This is a genomic window from Polaribacter staleyi (genome assembly GCF_038024045.1).
Taxonomy (GTDB): domain Bacteria; phylum Bacteroidota; class Bacteroidia; order Flavobacteriales; family Flavobacteriaceae; genus Polaribacter; species Polaribacter butkevichii.
In genome coordinates this window covers 1680111-1705079 of record NZ_CP150665.1, presented here as the reverse complement: position 1 = coordinate 1705079, position 24969 = coordinate 1680111, and the positions used below count along the sequence as shown (strand labels likewise).

Annotated in this window: 23 protein-coding genes and 1 pseudogene; 14 read left to right on the top strand and 10 right to left on the bottom strand. The window is 30.0% G+C overall.

The features are described from left to right. Positions 1 to 15: 15 nt before the first annotated feature. On the bottom strand, positions 16 to 1203 hold the full coding sequence (locus tag WHD07_RS07435) for a C40 family peptidase (protein ID WP_343330657.1): 1188 nt from the start codon (positions 1201 to 1203) through the stop codon (positions 16 to 18). Between the two features lie 99 nt (positions 1204 to 1302). Here WHD07_RS07435 and kynU point away from each other — a divergent pair, with 99 nt between their 5' ends. From kynU to WHD07_RS07385, 10 genes are all read left to right on the top strand, one after another. After that, complete coding sequence (gene kynU, locus WHD07_RS07430; RefSeq protein WP_343330656.1) at positions 1303 to 2565, top strand: kynureninase; 1263 nt, start codon at positions 1303 to 1305, stop codon at positions 2563 to 2565. A gap of 78 nt (positions 2566 to 2643) precedes the next feature. Continuing rightward, complete coding sequence (locus tag WHD07_RS07425) at positions 2644 to 4053, top strand: NAD(P)/FAD-dependent oxidoreductase (protein ID WP_343330655.1); 1410 nt, start codon at positions 2644 to 2646, stop codon at positions 4051 to 4053. A 195-nt stretch (positions 4054 to 4248) separates the two neighbouring features. After that, positions 4249 to 4569: a GIY-YIG nuclease family protein gene (locus tag WHD07_RS07420; RefSeq protein WP_343330654.1), complete on the top strand. Its 321-nt coding sequence runs from the start codon at positions 4249 to 4251 to the stop codon at positions 4567 to 4569. 32 nt (positions 4570 to 4601) lie between these two features. Next, positions 4602 to 5126, top strand: a complete 525-nt coding sequence (locus tag WHD07_RS07415; RefSeq protein ID WP_343330653.1) for a DUF1697 domain-containing protein — start codon at positions 4602 to 4604, stop codon at positions 5124 to 5126. A 6-nt stretch (positions 5127 to 5132) separates the two neighbouring features. Continuing rightward, positions 5133 to 6269 (top strand): FAD-dependent monooxygenase, encoded by a 1137-nt coding sequence (locus tag WHD07_RS07410; RefSeq protein WP_343330652.1) that lies wholly within the window; start codon positions 5133 to 5135, stop codon positions 6267 to 6269. Positions 6270 to 6272: 3 nt separating this feature from the next. Continuing rightward, entirely contained in the window at positions 6273 to 6491 is a 219-nt protein-coding gene (locus WHD07_RS07405; RefSeq protein WP_343330651.1) for a DUF6500 family protein, read from the top strand. A 78-nt stretch (positions 6492 to 6569) separates the two neighbouring features. Further along, a complete protein-coding gene (locus WHD07_RS07400) occupies positions 6570 to 7346 on the top strand; it encodes an SDR family oxidoreductase (protein WP_343330650.1) in 777 nt (258 codons plus the stop codon). A 69-nt stretch (positions 7347 to 7415) separates the two neighbouring features. Further along, a complete protein-coding gene (locus WHD07_RS07395) occupies positions 7416 to 7988 on the top strand; it encodes a hypothetical protein (RefSeq protein WP_343330649.1) in 573 nt (190 codons plus the stop codon). A gap of 33 nt (positions 7989 to 8021) precedes the next feature. Further along, positions 8022 to 8555: a 3-hydroxyanthranilate 3,4-dioxygenase gene (locus tag WHD07_RS07390; RefSeq protein WP_343330648.1), complete on the top strand. Its 534-nt coding sequence runs from the start codon at positions 8022 to 8024 to the stop codon at positions 8553 to 8555. Between the two features lie 113 nt (positions 8556 to 8668). Continuing rightward, the gene (locus WHD07_RS07385; protein ID WP_343330647.1) at positions 8669 to 9754 is read left to right on the top strand and encodes an amidohydrolase family protein; all 1086 of its coding nucleotides are present in this window, start codon (positions 8669 to 8671) and stop codon (positions 9752 to 9754) included. 81 nt (positions 9755 to 9835) lie between these two features. Here the strand turns inward: WHD07_RS07385 and WHD07_RS07380 are convergent, their stop codons facing one another. The 3 genes from WHD07_RS07380 to WHD07_RS07370 all read right to left on the bottom strand — a co-directional run bounded on the left by WHD07_RS07380 (position 9836) and on the right by WHD07_RS07370 (position 12126). Next, positions 9836 to 10459, bottom strand: a complete 624-nt coding sequence (locus tag WHD07_RS07380) for a hypothetical protein (protein ID WP_343330646.1) — start codon at positions 10457 to 10459, stop codon at positions 9836 to 9838. A gap of 38 nt (positions 10460 to 10497) precedes the next feature. Beyond that, complete coding sequence (locus tag WHD07_RS07375; RefSeq protein ID WP_343330645.1) at positions 10498 to 10920, bottom strand: DUF2141 domain-containing protein; 423 nt, start codon at positions 10918 to 10920, stop codon at positions 10498 to 10500. Between the two features lie 309 nt (positions 10921 to 11229). Beyond that, on the bottom strand, positions 11230 to 12126 hold the full coding sequence (locus WHD07_RS07370) for a PKD domain-containing protein (RefSeq protein WP_343330644.1): 897 nt from the start codon (positions 12124 to 12126) through the stop codon (positions 11230 to 11232). A gap of 142 nt (positions 12127 to 12268) precedes the next feature. On the opposite strand from WHD07_RS07370, the gene WHD07_RS07365 reads away from it, so the two are divergent. From WHD07_RS07365 to WHD07_RS07355, 3 genes are read left to right on the top strand one after another with little or no spacing between them, the layout of a single operon-like run. Next, positions 12269 to 12778 (top strand): RNA polymerase sigma factor, encoded by a 510-nt coding sequence (locus WHD07_RS07365; RefSeq protein ID WP_343330643.1) that lies wholly within the window; start codon positions 12269 to 12271, stop codon positions 12776 to 12778. 1 nt (position 12779) lies between these two features. Further along, positions 12780 to 13712, top strand: coding sequence for a FecR family protein (locus tag WHD07_RS07360; RefSeq protein ID WP_343330642.1), 933 nt, complete (start codon positions 12780 to 12782; stop codon positions 13710 to 13712). Between the two features lie 5 nt (positions 13713 to 13717). Then, positions 13718 to 16267 (top strand): TonB-dependent receptor, encoded by a 2550-nt coding sequence (locus WHD07_RS07355; RefSeq protein WP_343330641.1) that lies wholly within the window; start codon positions 13718 to 13720, stop codon positions 16265 to 16267. Positions 16268 to 16280: 13 nt separating this feature from the next. Here the strand turns inward: WHD07_RS07355 and WHD07_RS07350 are convergent, their stop codons facing one another. From WHD07_RS07350 to metE, 5 genes and pseudogenes are all read right to left on the bottom strand, one after another. Further along, positions 16281 to 18437 (bottom strand): TonB-dependent receptor, encoded by a 2157-nt coding sequence (locus tag WHD07_RS07350; protein WP_343330640.1) that lies wholly within the window; start codon positions 18435 to 18437, stop codon positions 16281 to 16283. Between the two features lie 93 nt (positions 18438 to 18530). Further along, positions 18531 to 19448 carry an AraC family transcriptional regulator gene (locus WHD07_RS07345; protein WP_343330639.1) on the bottom strand — a complete coding sequence of 306 codons (918 nt, stop codon included), beginning with the start codon at positions 19446 to 19448 and terminating at the stop codon, positions 18531 to 18533. Positions 19449 to 19799: 351 nt separating this feature from the next. After that, positions 19800 to 20108 carry a hypothetical protein gene (locus WHD07_RS07340; protein ID WP_105047664.1) on the bottom strand — a complete coding sequence of 103 codons (309 nt, stop codon included), beginning with the start codon at positions 20106 to 20108 and terminating at the stop codon, positions 19800 to 19802. Positions 20109 to 20111: 3 nt separating this feature from the next. After that, positions 20112 to 21407, bottom strand: a complete 1296-nt coding sequence (locus WHD07_RS07335; protein ID WP_343330989.1) for an NAD(P)/FAD-dependent oxidoreductase — start codon at positions 21405 to 21407, stop codon at positions 20112 to 20114. A 99-nt stretch (positions 21408 to 21506) separates the two neighbouring features. Continuing rightward, a pseudogene (gene metE / locus WHD07_RS07330) lies at positions 21507 to 23798 on the bottom strand (5-methyltetrahydropteroyltriglutamate--homocysteine S-methyltransferase); the annotation flags it as partial. Between the two features lie 153 nt (positions 23799 to 23951). On the opposite strand from metE, the gene WHD07_RS07325 reads away from it, so the two are divergent. Next, on the top strand, positions 23952 to 24413 hold the full coding sequence (locus WHD07_RS07325) for an Lrp/AsnC family transcriptional regulator (RefSeq protein WP_343330638.1): 462 nt from the start codon (positions 23952 to 23954) through the stop codon (positions 24411 to 24413). Here the strand turns inward: WHD07_RS07325 and WHD07_RS07320 are convergent. Continuing rightward, a complete protein-coding gene (locus WHD07_RS07320; RefSeq protein WP_343330637.1) occupies positions 24408 to 24929 on the bottom strand; it encodes a hypothetical protein in 522 nt (173 codons plus the stop codon). The genes WHD07_RS07325 and WHD07_RS07320 overlap by 6 nt on opposite strands. Between the last annotated feature and the right edge of the window lie 40 nt (positions 24930 to 24969).

The window sequence follows — 24969 nt, the reverse complement described above, 5'->3', positions numbered from 1 at the left end:
ACTAACGGATAGCTCTTAAAGTTTTATCGCATCTTTCAAGTCAACAATCATTTTGTCATCAACATTAAGATAACGCTTACTACCTAAATACCTGTTTTTATTAAATGCATCATAATTAGGTTCTTTAGAATCCATAGAGCTTACATGTACATTTCCAGAAGAATGGATAAATTCCATTTTGTCGTTTCCTAACCAAATACCAACATGCACAACACGTTGTTTTTTAGTTGCTGTAGCTTTGGTACCAAAGAACAATAAATCACCTTTTTCTAAATCTTTAAAATTTAAATCAGTGTCAACAATTTTACCAGCGTTAATTTGTTGAGAAGCATCTCTAGGAATGATAAAACCATTCATTAAATACACCATTTTAGTAAAACCACTACAATCCACTCCTTTGCTAGAAGTTCCACCCCACAAATAAGGCAAGCCCATCATTGTTTTTGCAGTAGTCTCAATATTTTCTTGAGAAACTGTTAAGTTTTTAATCCAATAATTATAAAGAATAGCTTCATCTTTTTTAAGAAACCCAATTCTATTATCAGGATATTTTACTTCATAAAAATGATCATCTTCAGAAATATATTGCAACAATCCGCCTATGGTAATATCAGAAACAATTTCAGACTTAATTGATTTATCAGCATACACAAATCCAAAATTTTTGGTAAAAATTACTTTTTTAGAAGCGTTCCAAGTATCAAAATCTTTTTTATTCATTCTTGTAATTCCGCCTTTATCTACCCAAGAAATATAATTATCCGGAGTTTGAACTCTGTAAAAATCACCTTTTTTATCCAACACTTTTAAAGACATTCCTAACAAACCTTGCGTACCTAATTCAGCAGAATGTTTTGGGTTAGAACGAATGTTAATGACCGAATTTCTAGCAACTGCAAATTGTAGGTTTCCTACAGCAGTATCAGGTAAAATACGCACATTATTTGTAAAAGTTAACTGTCTGTTTTTTAAACTATCTAAAAGTATAGAAAAAGCTTTTTTACTTGTTGTTTCTCCTTCTAAAATAAGTTGATTATCTGCTATTTCAAAATTAATATCAAACAGTTCCACTCTTTTGTCTGGAGCAAATTCTGTCTTTAAATGGGTGTGCATATTTTGAATTTCGGTAATTGATTTTGCTTCATTTTTACAAGACATAAAAAGAATTAAAATTAGTAGCGTAAAAGGTTTTATAATTTTCATTAATAAAATATTTTCAGCTAAAGTACAAAAAATCAAAACTCAAAAAATTGAATTCTCAATAGGATTGTTTTATATTTGGAGACACTCATTTATAAGCTGATGAAATATCAAAATAATTTAGAATTTGCCAAACAGCAAGATAAAGTAGATTCACTTGCTTCTTTAAGAAATCAATTTCATATTCCTAAAGATAAAAACGGAAACGATTGGTTGTATTTTACAGGAAACTCTTTAGGATTACAACCCAAAGCTACCAAAGAATATATCAATCAAGAATTAGAAGATTGGGCAAATTTAGGAGTAGAAGGTCATTTCGAAGCAAAAAATCCGTGGTTAAATTACCATGAATTATTAACTGATAAGATGGCAAAAGTAGTGGGCGCAAAACCTGTTGAGGTTGTTGTTATGAATACACTTACAACCAACCTTCATTTGCTAATGGTTTCATTTTACAGACCTACCAAAACAAAATATAAAATTATTATAGAATCGGATGCTTTTCCTTCGGATAGATATGCAGTACAATCTCAATTAAAATTTCATGGTTTTGATGATGAAACCGATTTAATAGAATGGAAACCAAGAGAAGGAGAAACCTTATTAAACATAGAAGATTTAGAAACCATTTTAGAGTTTGAAGGCGATGAAGTTGCGTTGCTTTTAATAGGTGGCGTAAATTACTATACTGGTCAGTTTTTAGATTTAGAGCGAATCGCTCAGATGGGGCATGCTAAAGATTGCATAGTAGGTATAGATTTAGCACATGGAGCGGGAAACATTCAGCCAAATTTACACGATTCTGGAGTAGATTTTGCAGCTTGGTGTACCTACAAATATTTAAATGCAGGACCAGGAAGTTTAGCAGGATTGTTTGTACATGAAAAACATGCCAAGAATAAAAAATTACCGCGTTTTGCAGGTTGGTGGAATCATAACAAAGAAACACGTTTTAATATGCGAAAACCTTTTGATGTGATGGAAGGAGCAGAAGGTTGGCAGTTATCTAACCCACCAATATTATCTATGGCAGCAATTTTAGCATCTCTAGATTTATTTGATAAAGTGGGTATGGACGCTTTGCGTCAGAAATCAGAAAAACTTACGGGTTATTTCGAGTTTTTAATTAATGAAATTGACTCTAATGATATAAAAATTATTACGCCTTCAAACTCAAAAGAAAGAGGTTGTCAGTTATCTATTCAAGTTAAAAAAGCTGATAAAAGTCTGCATAAAAAACTAACAGAAAAACACATTATAACAGATTGGAGAGAGCCCGATGTTATCCGTTGTGCACCAACTCCTTTATATAATACTTTTGAAGATGTGTACAGAATGGTTTCAATTTTAAAAGGATTGTTATAATAATTAAAAATGTCTTCTCGAGCGCAGTCGAGAGATTATTATTAGTTCTCGACTGCGCTCGAACTGACAATTGAAAAAATGAACAGAAAAGATAAAATAGTAATCATCGGAGCAGGTTTATGTGGTTCTTTACTAGCATTAAGACTAGCACAAAGAGGTTTTAAAGTTGAGGTTTATGAAAGCAGACCAGATTTAAGAACCGTAGATATTTCTGCAGGCAGATCTATCAATTTAGCTTTGTCAGATAGAGGTTTTAAAGCGTTGCGTTTGTGTGGAGTAGAAGAGCAAGCAAGAGAAATTTGCATCCCCATGTATGGGCGTTTAATGCATGACAGAGCAGGAAATACGTTTGCGTCTAATTATTCAGGTAGAGAAAATGAATATATCAATTCTATTTCTCGTGGCGATTTAAATGCACTGTTATTAACAGAAGCAGAAAAGCATACAAACGTTACTATTCATTTTAATAAAAAATGTAAAAATGTCGATTTAGAAAACAACATAGCACATTTTAAAGATTATAAAACCAAAGAAGAATTTAAGGTAAATGCAGATGTTATTTTCGGAGCAGATGGCGCAGGTTCTTCACTTAGAAAAAGCTATTATTTAGAACGTAAATTCTTATTTAGTTATTCTCAAAACTACCTAAATCACGGATATAAAGAGTTAGAAATTCCTGCAGATAAAAGCGGAAATCATCAAATAAGTAACCAGCATTTACATATTTGGCCTCGTGGCGATTTTATGTTAATTGCCTTACCAAATTTAGACGGTAGTTTTACCGTTACACTCTTTTTAAGTTATAATGAAGGCGAGTTTAATTTCACAAACTTAACATCCGAAGAAAAAATAACGGCCTTTTTCGAAAAAGAATTTCCAGATGCTTTGGCAATCATTCCAAATATAAAAGAGGAATTTTTAAACAATCCAACAGGAGCCTTAGGAACCATAAAATGTTCACCTTGGAGTTATCAAAATAAAACGGTGTTAATGGGCGATGCAGCACACGCAATTGTGCCATTTTACGGACAAGGAATGAACGCTTCTTTTGAAGATGTTACCGTATTTGATGCGGTTTTAAATGAAAATTTAGAAGATTGGGAAACCGTTTTTAAAACCTATCAAAAAGCAAGAAAACAAGACACAGATGCTATTGCAGATCTAGCAATCGATAATTTTCATGAAATGAGAGATCATGTGGCAAACCCTATTTTTAAAGAGAAAAGAAAGATAGAAATGGATTTAGAAAAGACGTTTCCAACCGAGTATTTTTCTAAATATTCTATGGTTACCTTCAATGAAAATATGGGTTATGACAACGCCATGAAAAAGGGGAGAGCACAAGACAAAGCCTTGTTGAATTTAATTGCTGGCAATGAAGTGCACACGCATTTAAACATGACAAAAAACGAGTTGAAAGTCATTTTACAGAAAGTAATTATAGAAACAAATGCCATTTTAGAGGAAGATAAAATTGCAGGGTTATAATTTTTTTTGAAGCGATTTCCTGCTTTACGCACTCGCTTTTTTGTGAAAAACAAAAAGAGCTCAAACAAATGCTTCAATCAGGGCTAAACATTCTAATAAAAGTAATTGCTTAACGTAAAATAATAGCAAGTTTAGAAAAGAGAAGGTTATTAAATCAATTAAAAATGTCTCCTCGAGCGCAGTCGAGAGGTAATTATGAAAACGTACTTTGTATATATATTAAAATGTTCAGATAATCTATTTTATGTAGGTGTCACAAATAATATTGAGAGACGTTTTAAAGAACATCAAAAAGGATTGAACAAAAGTTGCTTTACATTTAAAAGAAGACCTTTAGAATTAATTTTTCATCAAGTTTTTAATGATGTTGAACAAGCCATTTGTTTTGAAAAGAAAATAAAAAAATGGAGTTCAAAGAAAAAGTTAGCTTTAGCAAATGATAATTTTGATATGTTACAAATTCTGTCTGAATGCAGAAATGCTACACATCATAAATATAAACCAGATAATAAATAGTTCTCGACTGCGCTCGAACTGACAAGAAAATAATGAAAAAATATATAGTTTTATTAAGAGGAATTAATGTGTCGGGAAAAAATAAACTCCCAATGGCAGAACTACGTGATTTATTAAACGATTTAGGTTTTAAAAACGTACAAACATACATTCAGAGTGGCAACATTATTTTAAAATCAGATGAAGGTAAATCTGTAATTTGTAATAAAATTAATGAAGGAATTAAAAACAAATTTGGTTTTGATGTTCCCGTAATTGCAAGGACAATTCCTCAATTTAAAAAAGCAATTGCTAGTTATCCTTTTCCAACAGAAAACACCAAAATAGTTGCTTTTGTTTTCTTAAACAAAAAAGTATATGAATCAAAAATTAATGTAAAAGATATAGATAAAGATCAATATTTAATAGATAATGATATGGTATACATTTATTGCGAAACAGGTTTTGCAAAAACAAAACTTACTAATAATTTATTTGAAAGAAAGTTGATTGTGAGTGCAACAACTAGAAATTACAATACCACGTTAAAGTTGTTAGAGTTGGCTGAAAGCAATTAATTTGATATGAAATATACAATTATTGGTGCAGGAATTGGAGGATTGACAACAGCATTAGCTTTTGAAAAAGCAGGAATTGAATATAAAATTTTTGAAAAAGCACCCTCATTAAATGAGGTAGGAGCAGGAATTTGGTTAGCTCCAAATGCCTTACAAGTTTTAGATAGTTTAGGTGTGTTAGAAGAAGTAATAGCTAACGGTAATTCTATAGACAGAATAACGATTGGTAAACAAGATTTATCGCCAATTTCTGATAGCTTACAAGGTTTTATAAAAGATAAATTTGGTTTTACAACCATAGCAATTCATAGAGCTGCACTTCAAAAAATATTGTTTAGTAAAATTCCGAAAGAGAAACTGTTTTTAAATAAAGGTTTTAAATTTTTTAAAGAATTAGAATCAGAGATTATAGAAGTTTTTTTTGATGATAATTCTAAAATTAAAACTAATTTTTTAATTGCTGCAGATGGAATAAACTCTAAAGTTAGAAATCAACTTTTTCCTGAAAGTACCAAGCGATATTCTGGGCAAACTTGCTGGCGTGGAATAACAGATTTAACTTTAAAAGAAGATTTTTTACACAGAGGTTTCGAGCTTTGGGGAGACAAAATTAGATTCGGTATTTCTAAAGTATCAAAAGACAAAGTGTATTGGTTTGCAGTGGCTTTATCTAAAGAAAATGGTAAGGATGATGTTGATTTGGTAAAAGAAAAACTCTTAAAAATGTTTGCAGATTTTAATCCATTAATAACAGATTTAATTGAAGCAACAAATGTTAATCAGATTATTAGAAATGATATTCACGATTTAAAACCGCTTAAAAAGTGGCACAAAAATAATATTTGTTTAATTGGTGATGCAGGGCACGCGACAACACCAAATATGGGACAAGGAGGCGCACAGGCAATAGAAGATGCTTTTTATTTAAGCAAATTAATTGCAACCCATAAAGATGAAAACGTGTTTGAATTGTTTCAACAAAAAAGACAAAAGAAAGTCAGTTTAGTTGTAAACCAATCTTGGACAACAGGAAAAATGGCACATTGTAAATATGGTCAAACTTTTAGAAACTTCATCTTAAAAAGTGTTCCTAATAAAATAATAGATAAGAAAATGATTGCATTGTATCAAATAGAAAAATAACAAATGAATACAGAGATAAAAGAGAAAATTATAGCAGTTTGTGATGAGAAAATTGCTAAAAAAGGAACCAATGTTGGTTTGTCTTTTTATGCCTTTTTTAAGAATAAAAATGACAATCCGGTTTTGTTAATGGAAGTGGCAACATGGTGGATTGAAACACACAAATTAGATCACTTTGAAAAAGCAGTGAAGATTAAACAAATGATTTTGGAAAACAAATAAGAATCAAGAAGATAGAGCTAAGAGAAAAGACACAGTTGTCTTAATTCTTGTTTCTTAATTCTTACATCTATTTTATATATGAATTTAAACATACAAAACAAGAATGCAATTGTTTGTGGTAGTACACAAGGAATAGGAAAAGCATCTGCAATAGCTTTGGCAAATGAAGGCGTAAATGTTACTTTAATAGCAAGAAATAAAGAGAAGTTAAAAGCTGTTTTAGGGGAATTACCAAATAATAATCAACAGCATGCTTATTTGGTGGCAGATTTTTCTAAACCAGAAGAATTAAAAAAAGTACTAGAAACTACAGATTTAAAGTTTCATATTTTAGTTAATAATACTGGCGGTCCAAAAAGTGGCGATTTAATTTCTGCAACTCCATCAGAATTAATAAATGCATTTCAGATGCATATTGTTTGTAATCAAATTTTGGTGCAAGCAGTGGTTCCTTTTATGAAAGAAGTAAAGTTTGGTAGAATTATCAACGTAATTTCTACCTCTGTAAAAGAGCCTATTCCTGGTTTAGGTGTTTCTAATACTATAAGAAATGCAGTTGGTAATTGGGCTAAAACATTGGCTACAGAACTTGGCGAATTTCAAATTACAGTTAATAATGTATTGCCAGGTTTTACAGATACCGCACGTTTAGATCAAATTATTAAGATAAAAGCAAAAATATCGAACACAACTGAACCAGAAATGGAACAAATTATGAAAAGTTATGTGCCAGCAAAACGTTTTGCAAAACCAGAAGAAACCGCAGCTGCTATTACCTTTTTGTCTAGTGCACAAGCAAGTTATATCAACGGAATTAACCTTCCGGTAGATGGAGGAAGAACGAAAAGTTTATAGTAGTTCACAAACTTAAAAATTAATGTATTAACTTTAGTACCTAAATTAACCAAACTAAAAAAACTAAATATGAATCGTAGAAAATTTCTTTTATCATCAATAATGACAACAGGAGCATTAGCTTTATTACCAACATCAACGTTAGCCAATTCAAGCGTAAAAACGTTGCCTTGCTTAAATAATCTTATAAATCTTTCTAGAAGTTTCTCTTTAACTAGTTTGCCTCTTGGTTTCTCCAAGGCAAGTGAAAGCTTACTGACCACTTTAAAAGAGGAAGGCTATCTTTTTAATGCGAATTCTGTAGTGAAATTAAATAATAACTGTTATGCAATTTCTGTACAGAGAAATCCTTTATTAGGTTTTAAAAGTAATGAGTTGGCTTTATTAGTAAAAGAAGGTGTAACGAGTAAACACTATATTTTAGAAGAAGAAATGGCAATTGAGTTTAACGCATTAATAGATAATTATAGCTATAATATGAATGCCTTAGGGTGTAAGGATAATGTAGCAGATTTTGCTTTTCCTATTAAAGTTAAAGAAGAGAAAAAAGGCAGAAACAGTATTTTTTCTTATCAGAACAATTTAGACAATACAATAGTTTTAAAGAGAAATAAAAAAGGAGTAAGAGCAATAATTTGTTAGATTAAAGTAATTTTTTTGTAAAATAATTAAAGTATGAGCAATTTAGTACAGCCTTTAAATTTTAAAAAATGGATTGATGAACATCGTCATTTATTAAAACCACCCGTTGGAAACAAACAAGTTTGGGATAATGGCGAGTATATTGTAATGGTTGTTGGTGGACCTAATAATCGAAAAGATTATCATTATAACGAAACTCCAGAGTTTTTCTATCAAGTAGAAGGAGATATGATTTTAAAAATCATAGATGATAAAGGGGAACCAATTGATGTGGAAATTAATGAAGGTGATATTTATTTATTACCAGCAAAAGTGCCGCATTCTCCCCAAAGAAAAGCAAACACTGTTGGTTTAGTTATAGAGTATCCTCGTTCTGAAGGTATGTTAGATGCATTAGAATGGTATTGTGAAAACTGTGGAAACCAGTTATATAGAGAAGAATTTGCATTGGAAAATATTGAAACAGATATGCCTGTGATTTTTGATAGGTATTATTCTGATAAAAAGAAATGTACGTGTGACAATTGTAAAACAGTGATGCAGCCACCAAATAAAGTGGGCCGTTAATCAGTTGCAGTAAGTAGTAAAAAACAAAGAGTTCGTCATTATAAATGAGGAACAAATAAAGTAATCTGTTGATTTAAAAAGAGATAGATTCGTGAATTCGCAATGGCAAAAGCATGACAAAAAGAAAATTACGCATTAACGGTCATTCACACTTATTACCTTATCCAGAAGAAATTCCTCAATTTATGAAGGAAAAAGAGATTTTTTGGGTAGATGATGAGCGTAAACACATGTTGCAAAAAGGGTGGAAAAGACCTGTAACCCATTCTAGTTTTTTCTTAGATGAAAAATTGCTTTGGATGGAAAAAAACAAGCTAGATCATGCCGTTGTTTTAAATCTATCTCAGTTATATGGAAATGGTTTGCGTTTAGAAGAAATGAAAAAAGCGTTGCGTTTTCAAAATGATTTTAATGCTAAAGTACAAAGAGAACATCCAAGTAAATTTACCTGTGGTTTTGTAGTGCATCCTGGTTTTATTTATGGTGCTTTAGATGAAATAAAACGTTGTGTAGAGGAATTAGGTTTAAAAGTGTTGTGTTTGCCAACGCATTTTATGGATTCTATTGGACAATGGCGTTGTGTTTTTGATGAAGAAAATGCTCGGATTTTTGAATTGGCAGATCAATATAAATTGGCCATTGAAATTCATCCGTATGATGGCGATAAAATGATAAAATTAGAAAATACCAATTGGCGTTTTCATTTAATTTGGATGTTGGCACAATGTGGTGATGCGTATCATTTTTATACGTTAAACGGAATGCAAGAGCGTTTTAAAAACATTAGAACTTGTTTTGCACACGGAGGTCAATTGGCACAAATGAATTTGGGGAGAAGAATTCAGGGTTTTGATGGAAGACCCGATTTGTTTGAAGGCAAAATACATCCTAGAAAAGCAGTTGGACATAAAAATATCTTTTTTGATACGCTCGTTCACGATACAGATTCTTTAAAATTAATGTTTAAAAGACAAGGTGTAAGTCAGGTTTTAATGGGCTTAGACGATCCGTATCCGTTGGGCGAAATGGAAAGTGATAAACAATCTTCTTATCCTGGTAAAATTTTAGATTTAGCTATTGATGAAAAAATTATTACCGAAACAGAAAAAGGACAAATTTGGGAAGATAATGTGTTGCAATGGTTGTTTGGTGATGATGAGGTTGCTAAACAAGAGTTGATTACTAAAATACTTTCTTAAAATTTTTCAGTATACAGTCTCAGTATTCAGTTGCAGTTTCCAATAAGATGATTGCTGGGAACTGCTACTGAAAACTGAAAACTATTTTTCACATTGTTTTAAAACTTCCTCAGCTCTTTTTATCATAAATTTCGGATAAAACTCCATCTCAATTTTTTCTTCTTTACTAAGTGCAATAGCACGTTTAATTTCTGCACAATAAGGTTTTGTAGACTTTCCGAAGAATTTAGCAGCACCCATATTCCATTCTGCTTGTGCTAATACTACCCTTGGGTTTTTGGGAGCAATTTGTAACGCTTTAGCATAAAGTTGATTGTTTTCTCCAGATAATGTCATTCCGTATTTTTGTCCGTCAAAGGCAATATATCCTAGATTTAAAAATGCTTGAGTAACTAAAATTTCTGGGTTGTTTTCTGAATTTGATTTTGCAGTATTTAAAAATCCTTGTGCTTTTGTTAGTTTTGCTTTAAGCATCGTTTCATCTTTTAAACCAAAACTTCCAATAATTTCTATTGTTGCTACGTAGTAAGAAGGCAACCATTTTGTAGGTGCTGCTTTTGAGATTCTTTCAAAGAGTTGAGATGCTTCTGTTAGTTTCCCTTTTTCCCATAAATCAAATGCTTTTTGCATTCCTTTTTGATATTTTGTTTGCGCAGAAATTCCTGTCGCAATGAAAATTGCGATGATTAAAAATAGTTTTTTCATGATATTGGTTTTTAAATTAAGTAAGTATAAAGAAGGGTTTAATTTACTTTAATAGAAATTGTTTTATTAGTTTCTAAATTAAATTTAGAATCTTTATATTTTGGAGGTCCCATAAAGCCTTTAGCGTTGTTAGACATGCCTATTGGTTCTTTTGGAATTCCTATAAAGTTAGTATCCATTTTTTTGTTATCATTTATATCATGAAAAGAGGAAATAGCATACACTCCTTTTGGTAAGTTTTTAAAAATAACTACTGTTTTTTTATTTTTTATTTCAGCCATTTCTCCCTTGTAAGCTTTTTTTAAAAAGGTTGCTTCTGTATTGTACAATGCTACAAAAAGGTTTCCTTTATCAGATTTCATTCCAGAAAATGAGACCGTTAAACTCGCTGTATTTTCTTGGGCGTTTGAAGTGTTTGTAAAAGAGAAAATTAAGGTTGCTATTAAAAGTAATTTTTTCATGGTTGTTGTTTTATGATGCTTCAAATATCTGATGTTTTAACGTAAATTATACAAGAATAATACCGAATTGTTATTTTTTGATTCTGAATTGTAAATAAGTAATAATTATTTACAATATTGAATTTCTAAGATCTGTTTAAAACACAAAAAAAAGGTGATAATTTAAAATTACCACCTTTTTTCTGTTTTGTTTAAGTTAAAATTAATGATTCATTGCAAATGTAGCTGCTTTACTTATCTTTTTTAACTCCTTTAATACTAGTATAATTATTTTTTTAAGATCGAATTTACTTGTTGTAGCTGTCATATTTAGTTGTTTTTATAAAGGATAATATTATCTATTGCTGTTTGTGCGTTTGTTTGAATAATAACTAATTTATAAGAGCCTTTTTTTATAGGTACAGTGACTTCTTTATTAAAAGAGGTCCAACCATTTTTATTTATCGTAGGAGAAAAAGTAGTGATAGGTGTTGAAGAGTACGTGTAGTCGTTTTCATAAATTCTAACCTCTAAATTATAATCTCCCCAATTAGAAAAGTCTCCTGGCATGTAGTAGAGAAACTGAGTGCTTAATTGATTTGCAGCAAAGTCTTCAGAAAAAGTAATTTCTTTTTCAATAGCAGAAGTAAAGTAACCTAGACAAGTACCCATATTAGTTGCCACAAATGATGAGTTATTACCAGTATAAGAGTAGGTAAGCCAATCTGTAAAATCTTCTTTTTTACCTCTAAAAACAGTACCACAATGGTTTGTTTCTTCAGATAGGTTTAGTAATTTTTTTCCGGTTGGGTAGTTCCCCAAAAGACTTGTTTTAAATTCTTCATTCGTATTTTCAAAATTTAGATTATAAAGTATTTGTGCATTACTCACACTAAAAGTTACAGCTTCATCTGAGCTTAGGTTTTTACTATCTGTTACTGTTAGGGTAAAACGATAGTCACCTGCCTCTAAATTAGTAATGATAATATCTTTTTTATCATTTTCAAAATCGGCAGATCCTCCTTCTGTTTTTTTCCAAAGAATGCTTTGTATTTGTTTGCCATTATCTGTAATTGTTGCCTTTATTTCTACACTATTGTTTGGTAGAAAAATAGTATTGACAACATCAATAGCAATTGTTGGGGGTTTAAGTGTTTCGTTTTCTTCTGTATTTGTGCAAGAATATGTTAATAATACAGAGAGTAATAATAGTGTTAGTTTTTTCATGATAATAAAAAATTTAAAAATTGTTATTTGTAACTACTTTTGCTGACTTTACTATTGAACGCTTTGGTTTCAAAAAACCCTCCTTTTATTTTTTTGTAGGGTTTTATCAAATTGAAACGTTTAATTAATAAGAATATATAATATGAAAGAATTGAAGTCTGTTTGTGATTCTAAAGTTTTTGAACTACTCTATAATAAATACGCAGAGGATGTTTACGGATTTATGTTTTATAAATGTGGTGATAAGTCCATGGCAGAAGATTTTGTACAAGAATCTTTTGTTAAAATGTGGTCTAATTGTAAAAAAGTGATATTCGAAAAATCAAAATCCTACTTATTTATGGTGGCTAATAATTTATTTATAAGTAATTATAGGCATCAAAAGGTAGTTTTAGAACATCAGAAAATAATACCAAATGCAGTTACTTCAGAAACACCAGAATATGTGTTAGAAGAGCAAGAGTTTTTAAAAAAATTACAAACGGTTATTGGTAATTTATCAGAAAAACAAAGAGAAGTTTTTTTGATGAATAGAATTGATAAGAAGAAGTATAAAGAAATTGCTTTAGAATTAAATATTTCTATAAAAACAGTAGAAAAAAGAATGAGTGCAGCGTTAAAAGAAATAAGAACATATATAAAAGGAATTTAATATGGAAGCTATTGAAAAGTCTGAAACATTGTTGGCTAAATGGGTTTCTGGAGAAATGACTAAAGAAGAACTTAGTGCCTTTGAGAAGTCTGAAGATTATAAATTATATGCTAAAATTGTAGAAGAGTCTTCTTTATTTAAAAGACCAAAATTTAATAAAGAAGAAGTATTCTCTAAAATAGTAAGTGAAATTACCGAAAACAAAGAGGTAATTTCTTTGAAAGATCATAAAAAGAAGAACATCTTTAGTTTTAAGAATATAATAAGTGTTGCTGCTAGTTTATTATTATTGGTAAGTACGTTTTACTTGTTTAATCTTAAGACAGAAATCAATGCTGGTTTTGGAGAAACAAAAACTATTATTTTACCAGATAACTCTACTGTTATTTTAAATGCAAAATCTAGTTTAGCTTATAATAAGAAAAATTGGAAAAAACATAGAATGCTTGAGTTAGAAGGAGAAGCTTACTTTAAAGTTGCAAAAGGAAGTAGATTTCAGGTAAAAACTACAGAAGGTTTGGTAAGTGTATTAGGTACTCAGTTTTCGGTTTTTGAAGAAGAAAATTTTTTAAAAGTTACTTGTTTTGAAGGAACTGTAAAAGTAGAGCGTAAGGATGCCGTTGTTATACTGACCAAAGGTAAAACGTTTTTACAGTATAAAGATTCTATTCCTTTAAATTTAATCACTAAAAAAGTGAATCCAGATTGGTTAAAACAAGAGAGTTCTTTTGTAAGTACCCCTTTGTTAGTCGTTTTAAAATCGATAGAAAAACAATACAATATTAAAATAATTAATATAGAATTAAAGAAGCATCAATTGTATACAGGAAGCTTTGTACACGATAATTTAGTGAATGCTTTAGAAGCGGTGTTATTACCAATGAATATAGATTATGCTGTTTCTGAAGATAAAAAAACAGTTACCTTAAAATAGAAATTTTGCAAAAAAACATCGTATTCTTTTTTTTAATTTTATCCTTTAATATTTTTTCTCAAGAGATTAAACAAAAGGAGGTTTCTCTAAAAGAAGTATTAGCAAGCATTGAAAAAAAGTTCGATGTAAAATTTGCATATGCAAATCATTTAATCAAAGGAAAGAATGTTTTTTTTAGTTTTGAAAACAAAAAAATAGCAGATGTAATTTTAGAATTAAAGAGAGCTATTCATTTAGATATTAAAGAAGTAAGCGATAAAAGGTTTTTAATTGTTTTACCTTCAAAAACACTTACTATTTGTGGCAAATTACAAAATATAAATAAGGTTTCAGAAATATTAAAAGGAGCCACTATAAAAATAAAAGGGACAAATATTGGGGTACTTTCAAATAGTAAAGGTGCATTCAGTTTTAAAAATATTCCTACTTCCTCAGTTTTAGAAATATCGTTTATTGGTTTTAAAACAATAGACATTAGTGTCGAACAATTTCTTTTTGAAGATTGTTTGTTAATTTCTATGAGCGAAGAATCTACTTTTTTAAATGAAGTTATTATTACCAAGTATTTAACAAATTCAATTTCTAAAACAATTGATGGAGCTATTGTATTTAGACCCAAAAATCAGAATGTACTTCCAGGGCTTACAGAACCAGATATCTTACAAAGTGTACAACAATTACCCGGAGTTTTAAATGTAGATGAAACCGCTTCTGGTTTGCATGTTCGTGGTGGTACACCAGATCAAAACTTAATACTTTTTGATGGAATTAAATTGTTTAATACCGGTCATTTTTTTGGTGCTATTTCTGCTTTAAATCCATATATTATAGATAAAGTTACCGTCTATAGAACAGCTTCAAATAGTAAATACGGAAACCATATTGCAGGTGTTGTAGATGTAGAAACTTCTTCTGAAATTGCCACTAAAATGTCTGGGTCTGCAGGTTTTAATTTTACCCATGTAGATGCAAATGTTAAAATACCTATTGATAAAAAAATAAGCGCAGTGGTTTCTATAAGAAGGTCTATTGCAGATATTGTAAGAACGCCTACCATAGATAAATTGTCTAACAAAGCCTTTCAGCATTCTTCGGTTACAGAAGACTCTAAAGATGCAGAAGCGTATAATGTTGTTAGTGATAATGATTTTAAATTTATAGATTATAATCTTAAAGTAAATTACAAACCAACAGCTAAAGACTTTCTTTCTGTTAGTCATATCGGTATTTTAAATAATTTTGATTATAATTTTCTAAACTTAGATTTAAAAGAAAAAAGGTCGGATAATTTAAAGTTAAAGAACTTTGGCTATAGTACTAATTGGAGAAGAAAATGGACGGATAAATTTTCTCAGAACTTAAATGTTAGTTATTCTAGATACAATTTAAATTACGATAATTTAAAGACTTCTGATTATGAAGAATATGCTAAAATTGAAAAGAGAAATAATGTTAACAATTTTGAAGTGAAATTAGATTTTCTGCAAAAATTAGAAGAGTTTCAACAAATAAAATATGGATATCAATACGGGTATCAAGATATTTCTTACTTTTTAGAACGAGAAAATAACAATCAGTTTTCTGGAACAAAGTTAACGTTAGATACTAATAGCAATAATATTCACACATTATTTAGTGAATATTCTTACAATTTTAAGAAAAAATATACCTTAAAAGTTGGTGTTCGTGGTAATTATTTTTCTTCTATAAATACTTTTACTATAGAGCCAAGAGTCTTTCTGCAAATAAAAGTTTTGCCTAAATTTTGGTTAAATAGCTCGTTTGAAGTAAAACAACAAAACACTAGTAAATTATTAGAGTTTGACACCATAGATTTTGGTTTAGAAAATCAACTTTGGGCATTGTCAAATAATAAAGAAATACCTTTGTTAGAAAGTAATCAGGTAACCTTTGGTGCTTTGTATTCCGAAAATAATTTAACGGTTGATGTAGATGTGTATCAAAGAAAAATAAAAGGACTAACAACATTAACTACTGGTTTTGATAGTTTTATTCAAGAAATTTATACGGGTGAAGCGGTTACTGTTGGTTTAGATGTGTTGATAAAAAAAACGTGGCATAATTTTGATACTTGGGTAAGTTACAATACTGGTAGCTCTAATTTTACATTTAATGATTTGAACGACGGAAAGGAGTTTAGTGGTAATTTTGATGTTTCACATTCTTTTTATTGGGCAAATAACTTAAAATATAAAAAGTTTACTTTTTCTACAGGTTTCACTTACAGAGTTGGTGTGCCGTTTTCATCTATAGGAGGGCAAAATGATAATTTTGGAATTATTAGAAACGGAATTAATGATGAAAGACTACCTAATTACCATCGATTAGACTTTTCTAGTACTTATGATTTTAAGTTGAGTAAAAAAGTAAAGGCAAAGGTTGGTGTCTCGTTATTAAATATATACAATCAAGGAAACATTTTAAAAAGAGAATACGAGAATAAAATAACACCAGATAATAATTTTGTTTTGGTAAAAAACGATACAAAGTCTCAAGGTTTTACTCCGAATTTCTTTTTTAGAGTTTCATTTTAAAATGATTATTCGTTTACAAATTATTTAACTGATTTGTTTTTTTATTATCACTAATTGTCCAGAAGAAACCTACAAAAAAGAATCTGTCTGCATTGGGTATAATGGCTTGTCTATTAAAATTCCCATTAGGTTCTGCTGTGTTTTTGTAGTTGTAGCCAAATATATTCTGAGTACCTAAAACGTTGTTTATAGAGAAATATAAAATCTTTTGTTGATCTATTAAATACGCACAATTTAAGCTTAATGAATTGTAGTTTTTTGTTTGATTATTTAAAAATCCAGCTTCATTTGGGTTGGTGTAATTTCTTCCAGAAGCAAAGTTGTAACTAAAACCAATTTGACTTTTCCAATCTGCTACCCAATGTTTTGCAACCAAAGATAGATTGTGTGTTGAGGCGAAACTTGGTCTTGCAGCAGTTGGGTAATTTTTATAATCCCTTTCAGTGTCTAGGTAAGAATAGGAAACCCAATAATCTGTGTTTTTTATTTTGCCATTTTGTCTCCAGAAAACATCAATTCCTTTTGCATAACCAGTTCCGTTGTTGTTAAAGTTACTTGTAAATATTGGTAGATTATCATTATATTTAACCAAACTATTATAGTCTTTATAATATCCTTCAACTCTAAAAATTTGACCTTGTTTTGTTGCTTGATAATTGGCAATAAAGTGCGATGTGTTTTCTGCTTTAAAATCTTGACTAAATTTTAAATACTCGTTTTTTGGATTCTGATAAAACTGTCCGTAAGCCAAAGAAAACTGAGAATTTTTATTTATTTTGTAAGCTAAAGAAACTCTCGGAGAAATGGTAAACTCGTTTAACAATTCTGAATGTTCTGCACGAATTCCGATTTTAGTGGCTAAATTTTTAGAGAAGAAAATATCAGTTTCTGCAAAGGATGCAAAAATGTTATTATTAAAACCATATTGTAGTTTGTTGCTATTATAAGCGGTGTAATCTTCATCAAAATCGGTCATAAAATACTCTGAACCAAAACTAATTTTAAAGCGATTAGAAAACTGTTTTTTTAATTTTACTTTAAAGTGCATAGAATTCTCATTGTCGTTTACTGTATCATCAATAATTTTAATGTTAGCATGGTCGTTTGTAAAACTAAAACCAGTTTCTATTCTCCAATTATTACCAAATTTATTTTTGTAAGACGTATTAAAATAAAGGTTTCTGTTTTTTAACCCGAAGCGTAAACCATCTTCGTAATTAATATCATCTTGTATAACATCAAAATCTGTGTAACTAAAAGCGCCATATAATTTTAGTAAAGACTCATTTTTAAATTGATGTCTGTACACCATTTCTCCGCTTAAAGACTGTACAGGTTTTTGCCAAGTATTTCTATCAGGAAAAGCTTCTTGGTAAGGAGCTAAATTAATGTAAGACGTATTTATGCTAAAAGAATTGTTGCCCCAAATTTGGGTGTTTCCTAAGCCCAAACCTAAAGTCATAAAAGATAAATCTGTTTTTTCTTCAAGAGGTTTATCAATAGTGTTTAACTGTAAAACGCCGGATAATGCTTGTCCGTATTCTGCAGAATAACCGCCAGTAGAAAAAGAGATTCCTTTGAATAAAAAAGGAGAAAAACGACCACGACTTGGAATATTTCTAGCGGATGGAGTATAAGGCGTAAAAACACGAATTCCATCAATAAAAATTTGAGTTTCTTCTGCTTCTCCACCACGCACAAAAAGGCGTCCATCTTCATCTACTGTGGCAGTTCCTGGTAATGTTTGTAAAGCGCCCATAACATCGCCCAAAGCACTTGCCGTTGTAACAATGTCTAAAGGCTTTAAAACAGTTACTTTTGCTTTTTCTCCTGCTTCAAAAGTTCCTGCATTTATCACTACGGCGTCTAAAGAATTTACATCGTCTTTTAATTTTATTTTTAAATTTTTAAGTGATGAAACTTCAGCTGTTTTAAAATACGTTTCAAAAGAAACAAAAGAAATTACTAACGTTAAAGTTCCTGTTTCTGATGTAGTAAAAGAAAATTCACCTTGGTCGTTGGTCGATGTTCCATCGTACGTGCCATCTAAATAAACATTTGCTGCCTCAATAGGATTGTTTTTAGTATCTGTAACTTTACCTGAGACGGTAGTTTGTGCAATTATTGAAAATTGAGAAAAAAGTAAAATTAAAAGTAGAATTTGTTTCATCTTGGTTGTTTTGATGATACAAATATGTGGAGTTACACACTCTAAAAATAAAAACAAATACCGAGTTGTAATTTTTGATAGATGAATTGTAATTTACAAAATAGGAATACACAAATCAACAATAAATTTGTTCTCTGGATGTTCTGCAGCGTTGTTATAATAGATTTCAAAAGGGTCAATTTCTGATTTTTTGTAACCATTTTCTACCATAAAAGCAAACGAAGATTCCCAAGCTTGTTGAAATTGAAAAGGAGTAATTTCTAATCGAGAAACAATACATTTTGTAGAACTTAGAACTCTTAAATTTATTTCTCCATCAATTTCAATAGGATCATTTAGAACAATACAAGCACTCATTCTTAAATTATTTGGGTCTGTAATTTTGGGGCTATCATGATAAATGGTTACCATTCTAGTTTGCGCGTTAATTAAACCTTTTGGTGCAGCCCATTTAACTAATTTATTATAGACACTACCAATTGCTTCTATTTTTCCTTTATGAGAAATGGTTGCTAAATCTAGTCTCGGAATTTTTTTAATCTCTGTTTTTGCATTCATTTTTAACCAATTTAAAGCATTATTGATGTTACAAAGGTACTGCTCAAAAGAAACAGTTACTTTGCCTATCTTGCTTTCTATTTTGCTAATCTTGCTAAAATGATTGGGGCTTGCCTCTTTAAATTGATTAGGAGACATTCCGTAATATTTTTTAAAGGTTTTAGAAAAAGAAGATAAATTGCTAAAACCTATTTTTTCTGATATTTCTGTTATGCTTTTTTCTTTCTGATGTAATAAATAAGAAGCTGCTTTTTCAATTTTTTTTCTGTTGATGAAATTATGAACCGTTTCACCAACAACAATTTTAAATAAACGATGAAAATGATAAGGAGAAAAATGAGCTTTTTCTGCAACAATTTCTAAGGATAATTTATCTGACAAATGATTTTCTATGTAGGTAATTGCAGTGTTTAAACGAACAATATTTTCTTTTGCAATTTTAGTAGAAATCATTTTTTAGTTTTTTGTAAGTAATAGAATAAAAATCCGCTTGCAAAATATAAAATAACATCTACAAAGTCTTTGGTATATCTTGCTAAATATTTAGGAAAAAAATACTCGAATAATAAACTATATAAAAAACATAAGTATAAAATAATAGATAGATTTAATGTGTAATGAACGTTGTTTTTAGACCATTTTAAAAACTGTAAACAGATAAAAAGAATGATTGGAATGATTAAAAAGTCATTTAAATAAAAACGAATAACTCTTGGTAAAGGCACCGAAAAATATTGAAGAACATAGATGCTAGTACCTGTAAATAAAGAAAATATAAAATAGTAAAAGAGTGTTTTATTCATATTAACCAGCAGCAACCATTGCAATAAACCAAGCCAAACCAGTACCTATAATACTAACTACCATAATTGCAGAGTATAAAAGCCAACCAACAATTTTGTATAACCAAAAATGATGATTTTTTAACCTCTCAGCTAAATTGGGGTTTTCTTTTTCAAAAATAGCTTTATCTACTTGTTGTTGTTTTACAGCTTTAGCTTTTATGGCTACTTTTTTTTGATGCGAAATTAAGGTGTTGCAATTGGTGCAATATTCTTTATTGGTATTAAAAACACCACAATTCGGACATTTTATAATCCTTTTATTAGCCATATATTAATCTTTAAAAGAAAACTTATTTTTCTTTTTATAGGGTCTAATAATTAAACGAGTTTCTCTATCAAAACGAATGTAATTATACACCCAATTTAGAAAAACAATGGCTTTGTTTCTAAAACCAATTAAAGAAAAAAGATGTACAAACATCCAAACATACCAAGCAAAAATTCCTTGAAACTTCCATTTAGGCAAATCTACAACTGCTTTATTACGCCCAATAGTTGCCATAGAACCTTTATCATCATAAACAAATGCCTTTTGTTCTTTGTTAAAAAACTTTGCTAAAATATTTTTTGCAACTAATTTTCCTTGTTGAATAGCAGGTTGCGCCATCATTGGATGTCCATAAGGATTTTTTTCTGAAGTCATACAAGCAACATCACCAATAGCATATACATTAGGGTGATTTAAAACTTGATTAAACTCATTTACTTTTATTCTTGCAGCTCTTTCTATAACACATTCTGTGTTTAAACCATCAATCATTTGCCCTTTAACTCCTGCTGCCCAAATTACGGTTTCTGCATTAAAATGATCCTCGCCATTTGTAGTAACCGTTTTTCCGTCATAATCTAAAACACGCAGGTTTTTCCATACATGAACGCCTAATTTTATTAAAAAGTCTTCTGCTTTTTCAGAAGCTTTTGCGCTCATCCCTTTTAACAAACATTCAGAACTTTGAATTAAGTTTATCTGCATTTGTCTAATATCTAAATCCGGATAATCTTTTGGTAGAATTCCTTTTTTCATTTCTGCTAAGGCACCAGCTAATTCTACACCTGTTGGTCCGCCACCTACAATTACAAAATTCATTAAGGCATTTCTTTCTTCTATGTTAGAAGTTAATAAAGCCTCTTCAAAATTTTCTAAAATTAAACTTCTAATGTTTAAAGATTGCGGAATGGATTTCATTTCCATCGTATGTTTTTTGATATTGGTATTACCAAAAAAGTTGGTTGTAGAACCTGTAGCTATAATTAATTCGTCATACTCTAAGTTTCCAATGGAAGTTTCAATGGTGTTGTTTTCTGTGTTTATTTTTTCTACTTCTGTTAATCTAAAATAGAAATTATCAACATCATTAAAACGTTTTCTTAGTGGAAAAGCAATAGAATCTGGCTCTAAACCACCTGTTGCAACTTGGTATAATAAAGGTTGAAAAGTGTGATAATTGTGTTTGTCAATTAAAACAACTTGTAGTTCTTGTTTTTCTAATCCTTTTGCAGCCGCTAAACCCGCAAAACCGCCACCAATAATTACAACTCTTGGAAAACTAGTCTGAGGAATGTTCATATAGTATGTTTTGAGCAAAAATACAATATGTTTATTAAAATAAAGAGAACAGTTTAAGACTAATTTTAAACTGTTCTCCTTTTTATTAAACCTTGATTGTAGGCGTTCTCTCATTAATTTTGCAGCACTAACTAAATTTTCTAAAGCCAATATTGTTTCTGGCCAATCTCTCGTTTTTAAACCGCAATCTGGGTTCACCCAAATATTTTCTTGAGGTAATAAATTTGTTGCTTTTATGAGTAAACTTTTTATTTCATGTACGTTTGGTACCCTCGGAGAATGAATGTCATAAACTCCAGGGCCAATTTCATTAGGATATTTAAAATCTACAAAAATGTCTAGTAATTCCATTTCCGAACGAGACGTTTCTATGGTAATTACATCGGCATCCATGTCTGCAATATTTGCAATAATATCGTTAAATTCAGAATAACACATGTGTGTATGAATTTGAGTATCATCTTTCACCACACTTGCCGATATTTTAAAAGCATTTACCGCCCATTTTAAATAGGCTGCCCAATTATTTTTTCTTAATGGCAAACCTTCTCTTATGGCAGGTTCATCAATCTGAATAATTTTTATTCCTGCTTTTTCTAAATCGGCAACTTCATCTCTTATGGCTAAAGCAATTTGATTACAGGTTTGGGCTCTCGATTGGTCATCTCTCACAAAAGACCATTGTAAAATAGTTACAGGGCCAGTAAGCATTCCTTTTACATATTTTTTAGATAGACTCTGCGCATATTCTGTCCATTTTACAGTCATCGGATTTTCTCTAGAAACATCACCAAAAAGAATAGGCGGTTTTACACATCTAGAACCATAGCTTTGTACCCATCCAAAATTAGAAAAGGCAAAACCTGCCAATCTTTCTCCAAAATATTCTACCATGTCATTTCGTTCAAACTCACCATGTACCAATACATCTAAACCAATATTTTCTTGAAATTTGATAGCACTGGTTATTTCTTCTTCTAAAAATGCGTTGTATTGTTCTTCTGATAATTGCTTCTTTTTGTATTTTAATCGTAAAGATCTAACTTCTTTTGTTTGAGGAAAAGAACCAATAGTTGTGGTTGGAAAAAGAGGTAATTGTAATTCTTGTTGCTGTTTTTTCTGTCTTTCTGCAAAAATACTTTTCCTTAAACTATCTGCTTCCGTTAATGCATGTATACGTTGTTTAACCTCGTTATTATGTATAAGTGCAGATCTTTTTTTGTTGATAAAAGCGAGTCTGTTAGCTTCTATTCCTTTAATATCTGATGCTTGCAAATTACTTTCAGATATTTTTTTAAGCAATACAATTTCCTGCAATTTTTGTTTCGCAAAAGCCAACCATTGCGTTACTTCTTCTGGTATAGAACCGTCTTTTTCATTTGCTAAATCATACGGACTGTGTAATAAAGAACAAGAAGAAGAAATCCAAATATTATCGCCTTTAATAACCTTTGCTTTGTTGATGATTTCTGTAGATGTATCAAAATTGTTTTTCCAAATATTTCGTCCATCAACAATGCCCAAAGAAAGTGTTTGCTCTTTCTTTTGATGCTTTAAAATAGTATCTAATTCATCTAAACCTCTTACTAAATCTACGTGTAAAACATCAACAGGTAAAGAAAGTGTTAGGTTTAAATTATCATGTAAGGTTCCGAAATAATTAGCTAAAATGAATTGAATCTCCGGAAACTTATCTTTCAAAATAGTGTAAGTTTCTAAATAAATCTTTTGTTCTTTATTGGTTAAATCTAAGGATAAATAAGGCTCATCAAACTGAATATACGTAACACCTTCATTTTTTAATTCTTCAATTAAATCAATATAAGCAGGTAACAAACGGTCTATTAAATCTAATCTATGAAATCCATTTTCTTTTTCCTTTCCTATTAAAAGGTAGGTTAAAGGTCCAATTAATACGGGTTTAGTATTGATGCCTATTTGTAAAGCTTCGCGATATTCGCTAATAATTTTACAAGAATTTAATTGGAATTGTTGCTCTTTTTCAAACTCAGGAACCAAATAATGGTAATTGGTATCAAACCATTTGGTCATTTCCATCGCTACGATATCAAACTTATCTTTTTGAAAACCACGAGCCATAGAGAAATATAAATCGACAAATGAAACCTTGTTTTTTAATTCTCTAAATCGTTTAGGAATACAATTTAATGTTAACGACATGTCTAAAACTTGATCGTATAAAGAAAAATCATTAGAAGGAATCAAATCAATTCCTATTTCTTTTTGATTCAACCAGTTTTTCTTTTTAATGTCGCTAGCAATTTCTAACAATTCTTTTTCACTGATGTTTGCTTTCCAATAGCTTTCAATTGCTTTTTTTAGTTCTCTTTTTTCTCCAATTCTTGGATGCCCTAAAATAGTAGTTTTCATAGATGTAAGTTTTAATTTCTGTGCAAACCTATAAATTATAAATAAAAATAATGTGTTTTGATGTGTATTCAGAATATAAAACTATTTTAGCGACGGATACAGTGTAAAACACTTTTAAGTGCTGTATTTAAACTTGAAAAAGAAAAATATTCTATGTACCAAATTGATGAAATTGATTTACAATTACTTCGTTTATTGCAAAAAGACGCAGATATTACTACAAAAGAACTTGCTCAGCGAGTAAATCTTACCAATACACCTGTTTTTGATCGCGTAAAACGATTAAAAAAAGAAGGATATATAAAAAAAACAACAGCTGTTTTATGTAGCGAAAAGTTAGATGTTTCTTTAATTGTATTCTGTAATATTACGTTGAAGGAACACACCAAAGAAATAGGAAATCAATTTGTAAAAGATATTATGTTTCTAAAAGAAGTAACAGAATGTTATAATGTATCTGGTGATTTTGATTTTTTATTAAAAGTGATGGTCAAAGACATGAAACATTATCAATCGTTTGTATTACAAAGTTTGGGTTCTGTTAAAGGTATTGGAAGTGCGCACAGTACTTTTGTAATGGGAGAAATTAAAAACAACCACGGAATTCCTTTATAGCTCTCTTTTAATTTCTTGTAACGTTTTATTTGTATTGATGAATTCTGTAATCACTTTAAAACGAAGGATTTCTATATCATCATCAAAATAGTTGGCCCATTTTGTTTCTTTAAATAAAATTGCTATTTGTTTTACTTTTTGTTGCGCTTCATTTAATGTAAAAAGAAGGTTGTTAGTTTCTTCTTTTTTAGGTTGAATGTTGGCTGTTTTTTCTTCAAAATTTACAGCAATAAAAAATATTTTCTCTTTTGAATTGATAGGGTAGAAGTTGTTCCATTTTGCAAAACCAATTACTGTTTGTTGATTTTTATAATCTTCATTAGCAATTAACTTCCACCTACAATTGGCAACGCGTCCCCAATGATTCGATTTTCTATAGACACCTTCATCAGTATAAAAATACATGCTTTCAGACTTACTTTTGTAATTGGTTTCTTCAGGGAAATCAAAGTCATCAACTTGTTTGAATTCGCAGAAAGTATGTTTAAAGAAGTTGGTTTTGTTATAGGTTTTCAAGTTGCTTATTTATAATTGATGCAAATTTAGCAAAGCATTC

What these genes read in the sequence shown, in the direction of transcription:
- WHD07_RS07340 (WP_105047664.1), bottom strand. Translation starts at nt 20,108, where the DNA reads ATGGCTAATAAAAGGATTATAAAATGTCCGAATTGTGGTGTTTTTAAT.
- WHD07_RS07395 (WP_343330649.1), top strand. Translation starts at nt 7,416, where the DNA reads ATGAATCGTAGAAAATTTCTTTTATCATCAATAATGACAACAGGAGCA.
- WHD07_RS07435 (WP_343330657.1), bottom strand. Translation starts at nt 1,203, where the DNA reads ATGAAAATTATAAAACCTTTTACGCTACTAATTTTAATTCTTTTTATG.
- WHD07_RS07410 (WP_343330652.1), top strand. Translation starts at nt 5,133, where the DNA reads ATGAAATATACAATTATTGGTGCAGGAATTGGAGGATTGACAACAGCA.
- WHD07_RS07425 (WP_343330655.1), top strand. Translation starts at nt 2,644, where the DNA reads ATGAACAGAAAAGATAAAATAGTAATCATCGGAGCAGGTTTATGTGGT.
- WHD07_RS07415 (WP_343330653.1), top strand. Translation starts at nt 4,602, where the DNA reads ATGAAAAAATATATAGTTTTATTAAGAGGAATTAATGTGTCGGGAAAA.
- WHD07_RS07345 (WP_343330639.1), bottom strand. Translation starts at nt 19,448, where the DNA reads ATGATTTCTACTAAAATTGCAAAAGAAAATATTGTTCGTTTAAACACT.
- WHD07_RS07375 (WP_343330645.1), bottom strand. Translation starts at nt 10,920, where the DNA reads ATGAAAAAATTACTTTTAATAGCAACCTTAATTTTCTCTTTTACAAAC.
- WHD07_RS07390 (WP_343330648.1), top strand. Translation starts at nt 8,022, where the DNA reads ATGAGCAATTTAGTACAGCCTTTAAATTTTAAAAAATGGATTGATGAA.
- WHD07_RS07360 (WP_343330642.1), top strand. Translation starts at nt 12,780, where the DNA reads ATGGAAGCTATTGAAAAGTCTGAAACATTGTTGGCTAAATGGGTTTCT.
- WHD07_RS07380 (WP_343330646.1), bottom strand. Translation starts at nt 10,459, where the DNA reads ATGAAAAAACTATTTTTAATCATCGCAATTTTCATTGCGACAGGAATT.
- WHD07_RS07400 (WP_343330650.1), top strand. Translation starts at nt 6,570, where the DNA reads ATGAATTTAAACATACAAAACAAGAATGCAATTGTTTGTGGTAGTACA.
- WHD07_RS07335 (WP_343330989.1), bottom strand. Translation starts at nt 21,407, where the DNA reads ATGAACATTCCTCAGACTAGTTTTCCAAGAGTTGTAATTATTGGTGGC.
- WHD07_RS07325 (WP_343330638.1), top strand. Translation starts at nt 23,952, where the DNA reads ATGTACCAAATTGATGAAATTGATTTACAATTACTTCGTTTATTGCAA.
- WHD07_RS07370 (WP_343330644.1), bottom strand. Translation starts at nt 12,126, where the DNA reads ATGAAAAAACTAACACTATTATTACTCTCTGTATTATTAACATATTCT.
- WHD07_RS07420 (WP_343330654.1), top strand. Translation starts at nt 4,249, where the DNA reads ATGAAAACGTACTTTGTATATATATTAAAATGTTCAGATAATCTATTT.
- kynU (WP_343330656.1), top strand. Translation starts at nt 1,303, where the DNA reads ATGAAATATCAAAATAATTTAGAATTTGCCAAACAGCAAGATAAAGTA.
- WHD07_RS07385 (WP_343330647.1), top strand. Translation starts at nt 8,669, where the DNA reads ATGACAAAAAGAAAATTACGCATTAACGGTCATTCACACTTATTACCT.
- WHD07_RS07365 (WP_343330643.1), top strand. Translation starts at nt 12,269, where the DNA reads ATGAAAGAATTGAAGTCTGTTTGTGATTCTAAAGTTTTTGAACTACTC.
- WHD07_RS07405 (WP_343330651.1), top strand. Translation starts at nt 6,273, where the DNA reads ATGAATACAGAGATAAAAGAGAAAATTATAGCAGTTTGTGATGAGAAA.
- WHD07_RS07350 (WP_343330640.1), bottom strand. Translation starts at nt 18,437, where the DNA reads ATGAAACAAATTCTACTTTTAATTTTACTTTTTTCTCAATTTTCAATA.